The organism is Geodermatophilus marinus, assembly GCF_003428645.1.
Lineage (GTDB): Bacteria > Actinomycetota > Actinomycetes > Mycobacteriales > Geodermatophilaceae > Geodermatophilus.
In genome coordinates, this window is the sequence record NZ_QVQH01000002.1 from 19,413 (window position 1) to 32,799 (window position 13,387).

Consider the following 13,387-nt stretch of genomic DNA (forward strand, 5'->3'; position numbering starts at 1 on the left):
CGGCGCGGGCGTTGCGGCCGGTGATGTCCGAGCCGCTGCCCCTCTCCGCGTTCGAGCTGGCCACGGTCGGCTCCGGCCAGTCCACCGCCGACGCGCTGGCCGCCACCACCGCCGTCGCCCGGGCCGCCGACCGGCCGGGCTTCACCCGGCTGTGGGTCGCCGAGCACCACAACATGCCGGCGGTGGCGAGCACCAGCCCGCCGGTGCTCATGGCGCACCTCGCCGGCGTCACCGAGCGGCAGCGCATCGGCTCGGGCGGGGTCATGCTGCCCAACCACGCCCCGCTCGTCGTCGCCGAGCAGTTCGCGCTGCTCGAGGCGCTGCACCCCGGCCGCATCGACCTGGGCATCGGCCGCGCCCCCGGCACCGACGCGCACACCGCGCTCGCGCTGCGCCGCGACCCGGCGGCGCTGTCGGCCGACGACTTCCCCCAGCACCTGCTGGACCTGCTCGGGCTGCTCGGCGACCCCCGCGTCGAGGGCGGCCTCGCCGAGCGCTTCCGGGCCACCCCGGCGGCCGTCTCGGCACCGCAGGTGGTGCTCCTGGGCTCCAGCGGTTTCTCCGCGCAGCTCGCCGGGCAGCTCGGGCTGCCGTTCGCCTTCGCCCACCACTTCGGCGGCCCGCACACGGTGACCGCCGTGGGGCTCTACCGCGACAGCTTCCGCCTCTCGCCGGTGCTCGAGCGGCCGTACGCGATCGTCACCGCGAACGTGCTGGCCGCCGGGACCGCGGCCGAGCCCGGCCGCCTGACCGCCGGGTCCTGATCACGTTCCGGTCAGGTGCCGCACGAAGGACGCCGGGTCGGTGAGGAACTGCCGCCAGGCGGCGGTGAGCTCCAGCTCGGCCCACGCGGTCTCGCGCAGGCCCCAGGGGCCGACCTCGACCAGGTGCGCGCCGGGCAGCGCGGCCAGCACGGGGGAGTGGGTGGCGACGACCACCTGTGCGCCGGCCGCGACGAGCTCGGTCAGCCGCACCACGAGGGACAGGGTGCCGGTGAACGACAGGGCGGCGTCCGGCTCGTCGAGCAGGTAGAACCCGCGGCGCGTGGCCCGGCTGCCGAGCAGGGCGAGGAACCCCTCCCCGTGGGACAGCTCGTGGAAGGCCCCGTCCAGGGCACCGCCCTGAGCGTGCGAAGGGCGGGGAGGACGGGGTCCTTCTACTCGTCGCGGAGGAAGTAGGCCCACCGGTCGGCGCCGGGGCTGCGCTCCACGACGAGGTCGAGGGAGCCCGGTTCGCTGCGGCGCGTCGCGTGCCGGGTGCCGACCGAGCCGCCCTCGGCGTTGAGCCCGAGCGCGGCGGCCAGGACCTCGAGCACGGTCGACTTCCCCGACCCGTTCTCGCCGACCAGCACGGTGGCCCCGGCCGGCAGCGTCAGCCCCTCGCGCAGGACCTGGGCGATCGCCGGAACGGTGAGGGGCCAGGCATCCCGGGGTGGGCGGGGTGCGCCGGGGTCGGGCCGGAAGCGCCGGACGGGTCGACGGTCCACCCGGCCGATCCTGGCCGACCCCGCCGACACCCGCCGTCCGCACCGTGCGCGGGGGGCGGCGGCAGCGCGGCGAGGGCGGCGATCACCGCCGGCGCCCCGTCCTGGCTCACCGTTGCCGGTCCTGGCTCACCACCGGTGGTGAGCCAGGACCGGCAATGACCAGCTCAGCTGATCATCGGAGGCCGGGCGCGGCCCGCTCAGCGGCCGAGGTGGCGGTACCGGTGCAGGCGGCTGCGGAAGCGCTCACCGTCGTCCCGGCCCAGCAGCCCGGCCAGCTCCTCGCCGAGTACCCGACCCAGCCGGCGGCAGAACTCGACCGGTTCGTCGGCGGCGTCGGGGCGTTCGGGCACCACGCGGTCGACGATGCCGGCCCGCCACAGGTCGGTCGCGCGCACGCCCTGGTCGGCGGCCATCTCGTCGGCGCGGTCGACGGTGCGGTGCACGATCGCCGAGGCGCCCTCCGGGGGCAGCGGGCCCAGCCAGCCGTTGGCCGCGGCCAGCACCCGGTCGGCCGGGGCCAGCGCGAGCGCCCCGCCGCCGGTGCCCTGGCCGAGGAGCACCGCCAGGGTGGGCGCCTGCAGCATCACCAGGTCCTGCAGGCAGCGGGCGATCTCGGCGGCCAGCCCGCCCTCCTCGGCCTCCACCGACAGCGCGGCGCCGGGGGTGTCGACGAGGGTGACCAGCGGCAGCCGCAGCTCGGCGGCCAGCCGCATGCCGCGGCGGGCCTCCCGCAGCGCGGCCGGCCCGAGCGGGGCGGACGTCGACTGGCCGCGCCGGTCCTGGCCGAGCACCACGCAGGGCGCCCCGCCGAAGCGGGCCAGGGCCAGCAGCAGGCCGGGGTCCTTCTCGCCGACGCCGGTGCCCGACAGGCCGACCACGTCGGTGGCCGCGGTGCGCAGCAGCCGGCGCACGCCGGGCCGGTCCTCGCGGCGGGAGGCGGTGACCACCTCCCAGGCGGTGCGCCCGTCTGCGCCGTCCGCCCCGACCAGCCCGGCCTCGGTGCCGTCCTCGGGGGTCGGGCGCTCGGCGTCGGCGACGTCCCGGTGCCAGGTGCGGCGCGCCGAGAGCACCTGCAGCGCGCGGTCGGCGAGCTCGGCGATCTCCTCCGGCGGGACGACGGCGTCCACGATGCCGCGCTCGGCCAGGTGCTCGGCGGTCTGCACGCCCTCGGGGAACTTCTCCCCGTACAGCGCCTCGTAGACCCGCGGGCCGAGGAAGCCGATGGCGGCACCGGGCTCGGCGATGGTCACGTGCCCGGTGGACCCCCAGGAGGCGAGCACCCCGCCGAACGTCGGGTGCCGCAGGTAGACCAGGTAGGGCAGCCCGGCCTCCTTGTGCCGGGCGATGGCCGCGGTGATGCCGATCATTTGCAGGAAGGCGATCGTTCCCTCCTGCATGCGGGTGCCGCCGGAGACCGGGGCGGCCAGCAGCGGCAGCCCCTCGTCGGTGGCCCGCTCCACCGCCCGGATCAGCCGATCGGCGGCGGCGACGCCGATCGACCCGGCCAGGAAGCCGAACTCGCCGGCGACCACGGCCACCCGTCGGCCGCGCAGCCGGCCCTCGCCGGTGACGACCGCCTCGTCCTGCCCGGTCTTCTCCGCCGCCCAGGCCAGCTCCTCGGCGTAGTACGCCGGGACGTCCGCGCCGATCTCGATCGGGGTGTCCCAGGACTGCCAGGAGCCGGGGTCCAGGACCAGGTCGCGCAGCGCCCGGGCGTCGAGCCGGGCGCTCACCGGTCCCCGGCCAGCCACGCCCGGACGGCGGCGTCCGAGGCGCCGAGCACCGGCGGGGCGGCGTGGTCGCGGCGGGTGGTCTCGGTCTCGCCCTCCGGGCCGGGCGTGAAGAAGCGCAGCGGCGGGCCGGGCAGCTGCAGCGGGCCCAGGGTGGCGTGCTCGACGTCCACCAGCAGCCCCTGCGACAGCGTCTGGTCCCAGGTGTAGACCTCGTCGATGCTGCGCACCTTGCCCGCCGGGATGCCGGCCGCGGCCAGCCGGGCGAGCAGCTCCTCCGGCGCGATGTCGGCGAAGGTGCGCTCGAGGAGCTCGATCACCTGCGGCCGGTTGCCCACCCGGTCGCCGTTGGTCGCCATGCCGGGCGCCTCGGGGTCCAGGCCGAACTCCGCGCACAGCCGCCGCCACAGCGACTCGTTGCCGCAGGACAGCTGCACGCTGCCGCCCTTGCAGTGGAACAGCCCGTACGGGGCGATCGAGGGGTGGTGGTTGCCCTGCGCCCGGCCGATTTGGCCGGCCACCGTCCACGCCGTCCCCTGGAAGGCGTGCACGCCGACGATCGCGGCCAGCAGCGAGGTGCGCACGACCTGGCCGCGGCCGGTCCGCTCCCGCTCCACCAGCGCGGCCAGCACGCCGTAGGCGCCGTACATGCCGGCCAGCAGGTCGCCGATCGGGACGCCGACCCGCTGCGGGTCGTCGGGGCCGGGGCCGGTCAGCGACATCAGCCCGGCCTCGCCCTGGGCGATCTGGTCGTAGCCGGCCCGGCCGCCCTCGGGCCCGTCGTGCCCGAACCCGGAGATGGCGAGGGTGACCAGCCGCGGGTTGAGCTGCTCCAGCACGTCGGTGCCGAAGCCGAGCCGGGCCAGCGTGCCGGGCCGGAAGTTCTCCAGCAGCACGTCGGCGCGGCGCACCAGCTCGCGCAGCAGCTCCTTGTCGCCGTCGTCCTTGAGGTCGAGGGTGATCGACTCCTTGTTGCGGTTGGTGCAGAGGAAGTAGGTGGACTCGCGGTCGGCCTGCCCACCCTCCGGCTCGACGAACGGCGGCCCCCAGCCGCGGGTGTCGTCGCCCGTGCCGGGGCTCTCCACCTTGATGACCCGGGCGCCGAGGTCGCCGAGCATCATGCCGGCGTGCGGCCCGGCGAGGGCGCGGGTGAGGTCGACGACCAGGATGCCGTCCAGGGGTCCGGACACGGTGCTCTCCCTCGCTCGGTGGCCACGCGGGCGGTGGCGTCCGTGGAGTGTCTCAGCGCTGAGGTATCTCCGGCCAGGATGTCAGAGCCAGCCGGGGACGACGAACACCAGCCAGGCGAGGAACGGCCCGACGGCGACGACGATCGCGGCGTAGCCGAGGATCTGCTTGTAGAAGCGGTCCCGGTCCACGTCCTGCGCGTTGGCCAGGACGAGCGCGCCGTTCGTGGAGAACGGGCTGACGTCCACGATGGTCGAGGCCACCGACAGGGCCACCACCACCCCGACCGCGCCGATCTCGCCGGTCTCGAGGAACGGCACGGCCAGCGCGATGGCCACCCCGATGATCGCGGTCGACGACGCGAAGGCCGACACCACGCCGCCGATGTAGCAGAGCAGCAGCGCGATGAGCAGCGGGACGCCGAGGCCGATGACCGCCTCGCCGACGTAGTCGATCGTCCCGGCCTCCTGCAGCACGAAGACGAAGGTCAGGACGCCGGCGATGAGCAGCACCGTGGACCAGCTGATCTGGCTGACCGCGCCCTTGTAGCGGGCCGCGGCGAACAGCGCCAGCACCGTGGCGACGGTGATCGACACGAAGCCGATGTCGAGGTCGAACACCAGGGCCAGGACGGCGACCGCGGCCAGCCCGACCAGCGTCAGCACCTGGTCGGCGGTGACCCGCGGCGGGGCCCCGGTCCCGTCGTCCACCGCGTCCCCGGCACCGCCGCCCACGGCACCGCCGCCGCCCACGGCACCGCCGCCGCCGCCCACCGCGGGACCGGGCGCCGCCCCGTGGCCCCGGACGACCGGATCGCCACCGTGCCCGGCGTGCGCCGGGACCTGCGCGGCGACCTTCCGGCCCACCAGCTGCCGGCCGCCGAGGGCGAGGAAGAGGACCACGCCGATCGCGATGTTGAACAGCAGGCTGCCGAGGAAGACGGTGACCGGGCTGGAGGGCAGGCCCTCGCCCTCCACGATCGTGTTGACCGTGACGCCGTAGACGCTGATCGGCGAGAACCCGCCGCCCTGCGCGCCGTGGATCACCATCATCCCCATGAGCAGCGGGTTGATCCCGTGCCGGGCCGCGAAGGTGAGCGCGATCGGGGCGATGATCGCGACGGCGGCGGGGGAGAGCGCGCCGATCGCGGTGAGCAGCGCGGTGACCCCGAACATGATCCAGGGGATCGCCGCGACGTGCCCGCCGACCAGCCGCACGGCGACCCGCACCAGCAGGTCCACGGTGCCGTTGCTCTGCGCGATGGCGAACAGGTAGGTGACGCCGATCAGGGTCACGACCAGCTCGGCGGGGAAGCCGGCGAGGATGTCGTCGGTGGACAGGCCCACCGACAGGGTGCCCACCAGGAAGGCCGCGACGAACGCCAGCGCCCCCATGTTGATGGGCAGGAAGGTGGCGATCGCGAAGATGGCGACCAGCGCCAGGATGGTGACGATCTCGGGGGACACGGGGGCTCCGGCGGGGGAAGAGGACGGCGTGGACGAGCCGGGGGTCAGCGTCTCAGTGACCGGCCGGTAGCGCCTGCCAGCCGCCGGAGGGGGTCACCACCGCGGTGACCGGCCGGTCGTGCGGCCCGGTCGGCAGGGCGTCGAGCAGCTCGTCGTCGAAGACGACGGCCACCAGGAGCGCGCCGGGGCGGGCGGAGCGCAGCGCCCGGTCGTAGAAGCCCGCCCCCCGCCCGAGCCGGGCGCCGGTGCGGGCCACGGCCAGGGCGGGCACCACCACGACCGCGGCGTCGGCGAGCGCCTCGCCGGGCAGCCGCGGCCCGGCCGGCTCCAGCAGCCCGAACCGGCCGGGGAGGAGGGGACCGGTGTGCTCGGCCCACGCGAGCGTCCGGCCGGTGACCGGCACCACGGGCAGCAGCACCCGCCGGCCCGCGGCGGCGAGGGCGTCGAGGAGCCGGCCGGCGCCGGGCTCGGCGGGGTCCGGCACGTGCGCGGCGACCGTGCTCCCGGCCGGCACCCCCGCACCCAGCGCGGCGGCGACCGCGCCGGCGGCCGCCGCCCGCTCCGGCCCCGGGCGGGCGGCGCGCCGGGCGGACAGCCGCCGGCGCAGCGCGGCCTTGGCGGCGGCGACGTCCTCGGGGTCCGGCACGCCGGGGGAGGGTAGCCGCGGGTCCCTGGCTAGGCTCCCTCGCATGCCGACGCAGAGCCCCCGCCCGACCCGGAAGGCCGTCATCCCCGTGGCGGGGATGGGCACCCGGTTCCTGCCGGCCACCAAGGCGGTGCCCAAGGAGCTGCTGCCGGTCGTCGACCGCCCGGCGCTGCAGTACATCGTCGAGGAGGCCGCGCGGGCCGGCCTCGGCGAGGTGCTGATGGTCACCGGTCGCGGCAAGGCGGGGATCGAGGACTTCTTCGACCGGCACCCGGAGCTGGAGACGGCGCTGGAGAAGAAGGGCGACGAGGGCCGGCTGGCGGCCGTCCACGAGTCGACCGAGGTGGCGCAGGTCCACTTCGTCCGCCAGGGCGAGGCCCGCGGGCTCGGCCACGCGGTCCTGCAGGCGGCCGCCTTCGTCGGCGACGAGCCGTTCGCCGTGCTGCTCGGCGACGACATCATCGACGCCCGCGACCACCTGCTCGAGCAGATGCTCGCCGTGCAGGCCGAGAAGGGCGGCTCGGTGGTGGCGCTGCTCGACGTCGGCGCGGAGAACATCGACAAGTACGGCGCCGTGGCGGTCGAGCCCGGCGGCAGCGAGGACGTCGTCGCGATCACCGGCATGGTCGAGAAGCCGCCGGCCGACGAGGCGCCCAGCACGCTGGCCATCATCGGCCGCTACGTGCTGGCCCCCGAGGTCTTCGACGTCCTCCGGGAGACCCCGCCCGGCCGGGGCGGCGAGATCCAGCTGACCGACGCGATGGCCACCCTCATCGAGCGCGGCGACCCGATGCACGGCGTGGTCTTCTCCGGCCGCCGCTACGACACCGGCGACCGGCTGGACTACCTCAAGGCCGTCGTCCGGCTCGCCAGCGAGCGCGAGGACCTCGGTCCGGACTTCCGCGCCTGGCTCGCCGAGTTCGTGGCCGACCTGCCCGGGACGGGCGCGTCGCAGGCCTGACCGCGGGCCGCGAGGGGCAGCATCGACCCCCGTGGTGCGCATGACCGACGACGGCGAGACGGTGACCCCGGTGCACCGGGACACCACCGCGATGGACCTCGCCCAGGGGACGACCTGGCGCGGCGGGGTCCCGGCGCCCGCCGCACCCGTGCACGAGACCACCCAGATCGACCGCGGCGCGGTGCCCCCGCCGCCGGCCGCGCCCGAGCCGGCCCCGCCGCGCCCGGTCGAGCAGCACCTCGACGAGATCCTCGCGGCCGTGCCGCAGCCGCAGCCGATCGAGCTCGCGGTCCTCGACGCGCAGGGGCTGCTGTGCGCCGAGGAGGTGGTCAGCGAGCGGGCCCTGCCGGCCTTCGACCAGGCCGCGCTCGACGGCTACGCCGCCCGCGCGCTCGACGTCGAGGGGGCCACGCCCGAGGAGGCGGCCACGCTGTCCGTGGTGGGGGAGACCGTCGCCGGGCCCAGCGGCCCGTCCGGCATCGGCCCCGGGATGGCGCAGAAGGTGACCGCGGGCGCGATGCTCCCCGCCGGCGCGGACGTCGTCGTCCCGGCGGTGTGGACCGACCAGGGCGTGGTGACCGTCGCGGTGCAGGCCGGCCCCGAGGCCGGGTCCTTCGTGCGGCGCGCCGGCGACGACGTCGCGCCCGGCACCACCGCCGTGGGCCTCGGGACGCCGATCGGGCCGGCGCAGATCAGCCTGCTGGCCGCCGTCGGCCGCGACCGGGTGCTGGTGCGACCCCGCCCGCGGGTCGCCGTCCTCTCCGCCGGGCCGGAGCTGGTCGACATCACCACCCCGCCCGGCCCCGGCCAGGTCGTCGACGTCAACAGCTACGCGCTGGCCGCCGCGGCCCGCGATGCCGGCGCCGACGCCTACCGCTGGGGGGTCCTGCCCGCCGACCGGCGGCGCCTGGGCGAGGTGGTCGAGTCCCAGCTGCTGCGCAGCGACCTGGTCGTCATCGCCGGCACGCTCGCCGGCCGGGACGACCCGGTCGTCGAGGTGCTCACCGGTCTCGGCGACATGCGCTTCTCGCAGGTGACGATGCACCCGGGCACCGTCCAGGGCTTCGGCCGGCTGGGCCACGACGCCGTCCCGGTGATCTGCGTGCCCGGTGAACCGGTGGCGGCGCTGGTGGCGTTCGAGGTGTTCGTCCGCCCGGCGATCCGGATGATGCTGGGCAAGCGGCAGCTGTTCCGCCGCACGGTGCAGGCGATCGCCGCGGAGCGGCTGCTCTCCCCGCTGGGCTACCGGCAGTACCTGCACGGCCAGGTCATGCGCCACCCCGACGGCGGCTACGTCGTCGAGCCGCTGGGGGACGGCGAGGAGGCGCTGCTGGCCCGCATGGCCCGCGCCAACTGCCTCGTCGTCGTCGACGAGGACGTCACCGAGGTCGCCGCCGGCGGGCTGGTCACGGTGATGCCGCTGCTGCTCGGCGGCTGATGTCCGACCCCGCCCAGCGGCCCGGGTGGCCGGCCCTCCTCTCGGCCGGCCCGGTCGAGCTGCACCCGCCGCGCCGCCGCGACGCCGAGGAGTGGAGCCGGTTGCGGCTGGCCAACGAGGCGTGGCTGGCCCCGTGGGAGCCGACCGCCCCGGTCGCCTGGTCGTCGCGGCACTCGCCGGCCGCCTACCGCGTCATGCGCCGCTCGCTGCTGCGCCGGGCCGCCGCGGGGCAGACGCTGCCGTTCGTGCTGCGCGTCGAGGGCCGCCTGGCCGGCCAGGTGACGGTCGACAACGTGGTCCGCGGGGCGCTGCGCTCGGGCAGCCTCGGCTACTGGGTGGACCGCTCCGTGGCCGGGCGCGGGCTGGCCTCGCTGGCCGTCGCGCTGGTCTGCGACCACGCGTTCGGCCCGGCCGGGCTGCACCGGCTGCAGGCCGACATCCGGCCCGAGAACGGGGCCAGCCGGCGGCTGGTGGAGCGGCTGGGGTTCCGTCAGGAGGGGGTGCTGCGCCGGTACCTGGACATCGACGGCGACTGGCGCGACCACCTCTGCTACGCGCTCCTGGCCGAGGAGGCGCCCGAGGGCGTGCTCGCCCGGTGGCGCTCCCGCATACCACGCTGAGGGTCGCCCGACGCGGGTCGCCGTGTCGACACGCCGCCCCGACGGCACTCCCGTCACACAACAGCTCAGTGACACGCCCGCGCGCCTCCCTCGTCCGGGTGGGGTCAGGCCGTAGCTTCGCCCGGCGAGTGACTCTTGTGACGGGTGGTGTTCTCGATGGGATCGGGCGTCCTGCTGGCCGCGCTGGTCGTGCTGTGGTTCGTCGTGCTGGTGCCGATGGTGGTGACCCGCGGCGGTGACCGCACCGAGCGGGCCACGGTCGACGCGGGGCGCACGTTGCAGCGCCGGCGCAGCGTCGACCCCACCGTGCACGCGGCCACCGAGCGGGTGGCGGTCGACCGCGGCGCGCTGCGGGACTCGGGGGAGCTCCGGGTCGACGTGCACGCCGCCCGCCGCCGCACCCTCGGCGTGCTGCTGACCCTCACCGTGCTGGCCCTGGTCGGCGCGTTGTCCTGGAGCCCGTGGGTGTGGATCGCCCAGGGCGTCCTCGACGCCGCCCTGGTCGCCTACCTGCTGGTGCTGCGCCGGGTCGCCCGCCGGGAGCGGCTGGCCGCCCGGCGCGCCGCCCGCGCCGCGGCGCGGGTCGCCCGCGACCGGGCCGCCCGGGAGGCCGCCCGCCCGGCCGCGCGCCCGGTGCCGGCCCCCCGTCCGGCCCCGGTCGCGGAGGAGCTCTCCGAGGAGGTCGCGGCCGAGGAGGTCGTGCACCACACCGTCGACCTGCCGCACCCGAGCCTGCCGCTGGCGCCGGTCCACCCGCTGCGCCCCGGCCGGGTCGTCGCCGCCCGCGCGGCCGCGCCCGCCGGCTGGCAGGACAGCGCGGTGGTCGGCCTGGACGACGACGACATCGGGTTCGCCGACATCGACGTCTACCAGCCGCGCAGGGTCGTCGGCGGCTGACAGCAGGACCCTCCTCCCCCCGCCGGGGAAGGGCCCCGTCCGGGCCCCACCCCTCGCACGCTCGGGGTGGGGCCCGGACGGGGCCGCGGCGGGGGCCCTGTGGGAGGGCCGACCGCCCCCCGGTGGCGGAACCGGGCGGAGCGGGCGGTAGTCTTGCCGTTCGTCAGGGGCTGTGGCGCAGACCGGTAGCGCACCTCGTTCGCATCGAGGGGGTCAGGGGTTCAAATCCCCTCAGCTCCACCCAGCACGACACCGACGCCGCCGGGGCCCGAGCCCCGGCGGCGTCGGTCGTCCCCGGGCCGGCAACCGGGCCCCGGGGTGCGGGCGGGCGCCGCGCCGCACCCCGCGGAGTCAGCGGCGGCGCTTCACCCTGCGGTTGGTCGCCCGGGCCGCGCGCAGGCCGGCCTCGGTGCCCGCCCGCGTCCCCCGACGGGCCAGGGCGCCGGCCGTCGCGGCCGCCGGCACCGCCACGGCGCTGGCCTTCCGGGTGCCCCGCCGGGCCGCGCCGGACGCCGTCCGCGCCCCGCGGGACACCCGCTCGGCCGGCGTCGGTGGACGCCGCTCCCACGGCCGGCGCGCCCGCAGCCGCCGCCCCCACGGCGGGCGGGCGTGCAGCTGCCGCTCCCACGGCGGGCGCGCCTCCAGCCGCCGCTCCCACGGCGCGCGGGCCCGCAGCCGGGCGGCCCGGACGGCGGCCACCAGGGCGGCCAGGACCGCGGCCGCCCCCAGGGCGGCCGGCAGCCGGCTCTTCCGGGTGGCCCGGGCGGTGTCCCGGCCCCCGGCCGGGGTGGTGGGGGTACCTGCCGCGCCGCTCGCCGGCACCGGGGCCACGGGCGTCCCGGCCGGCTGCTCCCCGTGCTCGCCGGGAGCGCCCTCGCCGGCACCGGCGGGGAGCAGGGTCTCCGAGGCCTCCCGCGACGCCCGGATGCCGTAGTGGCGGTAGAGCTCCGCCTCCTCGGCCTCGCTGAGCCGGGGCCCGGCGTCGCGGACGGGCGCGGCGGCGACGGCGTCCCGGGTGACCGTGACGCGCACCTGCCCCGCCTGCTCGGTGGCGTCCACCACGGGGACGACGACGGTGGCACCGTCGAGGTCGGCGGACACCCACTCCGGTCGCCCGGTGGCCTCGTCGGCGAACACCGCGGTGCACCGGCCGATCTCGGCACCCTCGCGGTCCACGACGGTCAGTCCGACCCAGGTGCGGGCCTCGTCCCGGTCGGGCAGGTCCATGGTCTCCTCCTCGGGCTGCGGCGACGACGGCGGAGGGGCTCCGCCACGGGGAACCCGGGTACCCCGGACGGCGCTCCGGAACCGGGCCGTCGGCCTCCCGGCGCCCGCGCCGGGAGGGAGCGTGGTCGACGTCCACCACCCGATCGGGTGACGGGCCCCCCGCCCGGCGCTCAGGCCTGCGGCGGCGAGGCCGATGCCCTCGGTGTCGAGGACGCGGGCCGCTGCGTCCCACCGTCGTCCGAGGAGCCGCCGTGCACCACCGCGTCGCCCGGGCCCGCCGCACCGTGCTCCCCGTCGCGGTGCCCGTGGGCCTGGTGATGAGCCTGGCCGTGACCTGGGGCTCCACCCACGCGGCCTTCACCGCGAGCACCGGCAACGCCGGCAACTCCTGGCAGGCCGGCACCGTCGTGCTCGCCGACAGCGACAGCGGCTCGGCTCTCTTCACCAGCGCCGGGGACGGCTCCGTGCGGCCCGGCTCGACCCGGTCGCGGTGCATCCGGGTCGACTACACCGGCACCCTGGACGCGGACATCCGCATGTACGTCGGGACGCCGACCAGCGGGGGGACCACGCTGGACCCCTACCTCGGGATGAGCGTGGAGCGGGGCACGGACGTCAGCTCGACGACCCCTGTCGCGGCCGACTGCACCGGGTTCACCCCGACCGCCACACCGACGTTCCTCTACAACACCGCGCGAGCCGACGCGGCGGGGGCAGATCCCTCGCGGACGCTGACCCACCTCAAGGCGACCCACCCGGACTACGCGAGCGGCCTGGTCGTGAGCGCGTCCACCGCCCCCGGCACGTACCTCACCCTGCGGATCAGCTACGCGGTCCGGGACGACAACGCGGCGCAGGGCACGCGGTCCGACGCCACGTTCACGTGGGAAGCCCGGAGCACCCAGCCGTGACCGCGCACCCCCCGGGCGGCGGCTCCAGGCGGTACCGCCCGCCCCGCACGCCCCTCGGGCGGGGCGGTGCGCTGCGCTCGGCGTCCCGCGTGGTCGTCGCCACCGTGCTGGTGGCCCTGGCCGGCCTGGTGGTCCTCGCCCTCGCGCCGCGACTGGTGGGCTTCCAGGGCCACGTGGTCGTCTCCGGCTCGATGGAGCCGCGCCTCTCCGTCGGCGACGTGGTGCTGACCCGACCGGTGCGCCCGCAGGACCTGCGGCCCGGGCAGGTGCTGCTCTTCCCCGATCCCGAGGGGGCCGACCGGCTGGTGCTCCACCGCCTCGTCTCGTTCGACGACCGCGGGGACCTCGTCACGCGGGGCGATGCCAACCGGAGCAACGACAGCACCCACGTGCCGGCCTCCAGCGTGCTCGGCGCGGCGCAGCTGCGGGTGCCCTCCGTCGGGCTGCCCGCGTACTGGCGGCTGACCGGTCAGTGGGGCCACCTGGGCCTGCTCGCCGTCTCGCTGGCGGCGGCGACCGCCGTCACCGTCCGCGGGTCGGGCGGCCGGGCCGGGGGGCCGCGGGGCCGCACCAGCGCCGACCGGCTCGCGACCCCACCGGTCGCGGACCGCGTCGTGCGCCTGGTCGGGCTGCCCCCCGTCCCCGCCCCCGACCGGCACGGGAGCGGTGCGCGGGGCCGGATCCCGCTCGCGGCCGGTGGCCCCGCCTGGTGACCGGCGCCGCCCTGCTCAACATCCGCTGCGCGCCGCCGAAGACATGAGCGAGCCGGATCGGTTCCGGCAGCCGGGCCACGGCCTCGGAGGGGGCGGGGAGAGGA

Annotated in this window: 14 protein-coding genes and 1 tRNA gene; 8 read left to right on the plus strand and 7 right to left on the minus strand. The window is 77.2% G+C overall.

Going from position 1 to position 13,387, the window contains the following annotated elements; genetic code table 11:
- Nucleotides 1–23: 23 nt before the first annotated feature.
- Nucleotides 24–764, plus strand: coding sequence for an MsnO8 family LLM class oxidoreductase (locus D0Z06_RS02440; protein ID WP_233517400.1), 741 nt, complete (start codon nucleotides 24–26; stop codon nucleotides 762–764).
- Here the strand turns inward: D0Z06_RS02440 and D0Z06_RS25625 are convergent, their stop codons facing one another.
- The 6 genes from D0Z06_RS25625 to D0Z06_RS02465 form a co-directional block, all read right to left on the minus strand.
- Complete coding sequence (locus D0Z06_RS25625) at nucleotides 765–1,184, minus strand: AAA family ATPase (protein WP_199522081.1); 420 nt, start codon at nucleotides 1,182–1,184, stop codon at nucleotides 765–767.
- Nucleotides 1,157–1,486, minus strand: coding sequence for an AAA family ATPase (locus tag D0Z06_RS25630; protein WP_199522082.1), 330 nt, complete (start codon nucleotides 1,484–1,486; stop codon nucleotides 1,157–1,159). The genes D0Z06_RS25625 and D0Z06_RS25630 overlap by 28 nt, the downstream gene beginning before the upstream one ends.
- Before the next feature lie 197 nt (nucleotides 1,487–1,683).
- Nucleotides 1,684–3,219, minus strand: a complete 1,536-nt coding sequence (locus tag D0Z06_RS02450) for a carboxyl transferase domain-containing protein (protein WP_117375808.1) — start codon at nucleotides 3,217–3,219, stop codon at nucleotides 1,684–1,686.
- Complete coding sequence (locus D0Z06_RS02455) at nucleotides 3,216–4,406, minus strand: CaiB/BaiF CoA transferase family protein (RefSeq protein WP_117375809.1); 1,191 nt, start codon at nucleotides 4,404–4,406, stop codon at nucleotides 3,216–3,218. The genes D0Z06_RS02450 and D0Z06_RS02455 overlap by 4 nt, the downstream gene beginning before the upstream one ends.
- A gap of 81 nt (nucleotides 4,407–4,487) precedes the next feature.
- Nucleotides 4,488–5,870 (minus strand): SLC13 family permease, encoded by a 1,383-nt coding sequence (locus D0Z06_RS02460; RefSeq protein WP_117375810.1) that lies wholly within the window; start codon nucleotides 5,868–5,870, stop codon nucleotides 4,488–4,490.
- 52 nt (nucleotides 5,871–5,922) lie between these two features.
- Nucleotides 5,923–6,516 carry a 5-formyltetrahydrofolate cyclo-ligase gene (locus D0Z06_RS02465; protein WP_233517401.1) on the minus strand — a complete coding sequence of 198 codons (594 nt, stop codon included), beginning with the start codon at nucleotides 6,514–6,516 and terminating at the stop codon, nucleotides 5,923–5,925.
- Between the two features lie 43 nt (nucleotides 6,517–6,559).
- Here D0Z06_RS02465 and galU point away from each other — a divergent pair, with 43 nt between their 5' ends.
- The 5 genes from galU (at nucleotide 6,560) to D0Z06_RS02490 (ending at nucleotide 10,672) form a co-directional block, all read left to right on the plus strand.
- Nucleotides 6,560–7,477: a UTP--glucose-1-phosphate uridylyltransferase GalU gene (gene galU / locus D0Z06_RS02470; protein ID WP_117375811.1), complete on the plus strand. Its 918-nt coding sequence runs from the start codon at nucleotides 6,560–6,562 to the stop codon at nucleotides 7,475–7,477.
- A gap of 40 nt (nucleotides 7,478–7,517) precedes the next feature.
- The gene (glp, locus tag D0Z06_RS02475; RefSeq protein WP_233517434.1) at nucleotides 7,518–8,915 is read left to right on the plus strand and encodes a molybdotransferase-like divisome protein Glp; all 1,398 of its coding nucleotides are present in this window, start codon (nucleotides 7,518–7,520) and stop codon (nucleotides 8,913–8,915) included.
- Nucleotides 8,915–9,535 (plus strand): GNAT family N-acetyltransferase, encoded by a 621-nt coding sequence (locus D0Z06_RS02480; RefSeq protein WP_117375812.1) that lies wholly within the window; start codon nucleotides 8,915–8,917, stop codon nucleotides 9,533–9,535. The genes glp and D0Z06_RS02480 overlap by 1 nt, the downstream gene beginning before the upstream one ends.
- A gap of 156 nt (nucleotides 9,536–9,691) precedes the next feature.
- Nucleotides 9,692–10,432 carry a hypothetical protein gene (locus tag D0Z06_RS02485; protein WP_117376077.1) on the plus strand — a complete coding sequence of 247 codons (741 nt, stop codon included), beginning with the start codon at nucleotides 9,692–9,694 and terminating at the stop codon, nucleotides 10,430–10,432.
- Nucleotides 10,433–10,598: 166 nt separating this feature from the next.
- A tRNA-Ala gene (locus tag D0Z06_RS02490) sits at nucleotides 10,599–10,672 on the plus strand.
- A gap of 111 nt (nucleotides 10,673–10,783) precedes the next feature.
- On the opposite strand, the gene D0Z06_RS02495 is transcribed toward D0Z06_RS02490, so the two are convergent.
- Nucleotides 10,784–11,659, minus strand: a complete 876-nt coding sequence (locus D0Z06_RS02495) for a PRC-barrel domain-containing protein (RefSeq protein WP_117375813.1) — start codon at nucleotides 11,657–11,659, stop codon at nucleotides 10,784–10,786.
- A gap of 251 nt (nucleotides 11,660–11,910) precedes the next feature.
- On the opposite strand from D0Z06_RS02495, the gene D0Z06_RS25190 reads away from it, so the two are divergent.
- Together D0Z06_RS25190 and D0Z06_RS25195 are read left to right on the plus strand one after the other, a co-directional pair.
- The gene (locus D0Z06_RS25190) at nucleotides 11,911–12,570 is read left to right on the plus strand and encodes a hypothetical protein (RefSeq protein WP_158579855.1); all 660 of its coding nucleotides are present in this window, start codon (nucleotides 11,911–11,913) and stop codon (nucleotides 12,568–12,570) included.
- Entirely contained in the window at nucleotides 12,567–13,283 is a 717-nt protein-coding gene (locus tag D0Z06_RS25195) for a signal peptidase I (RefSeq protein WP_158579856.1), read from the plus strand. Before D0Z06_RS25190 ends, D0Z06_RS25195 begins: the two co-directional genes overlap by 4 nt.
- The last annotated feature ends 104 nt before the right edge of the window (nucleotides 13,284–13,387 follow it).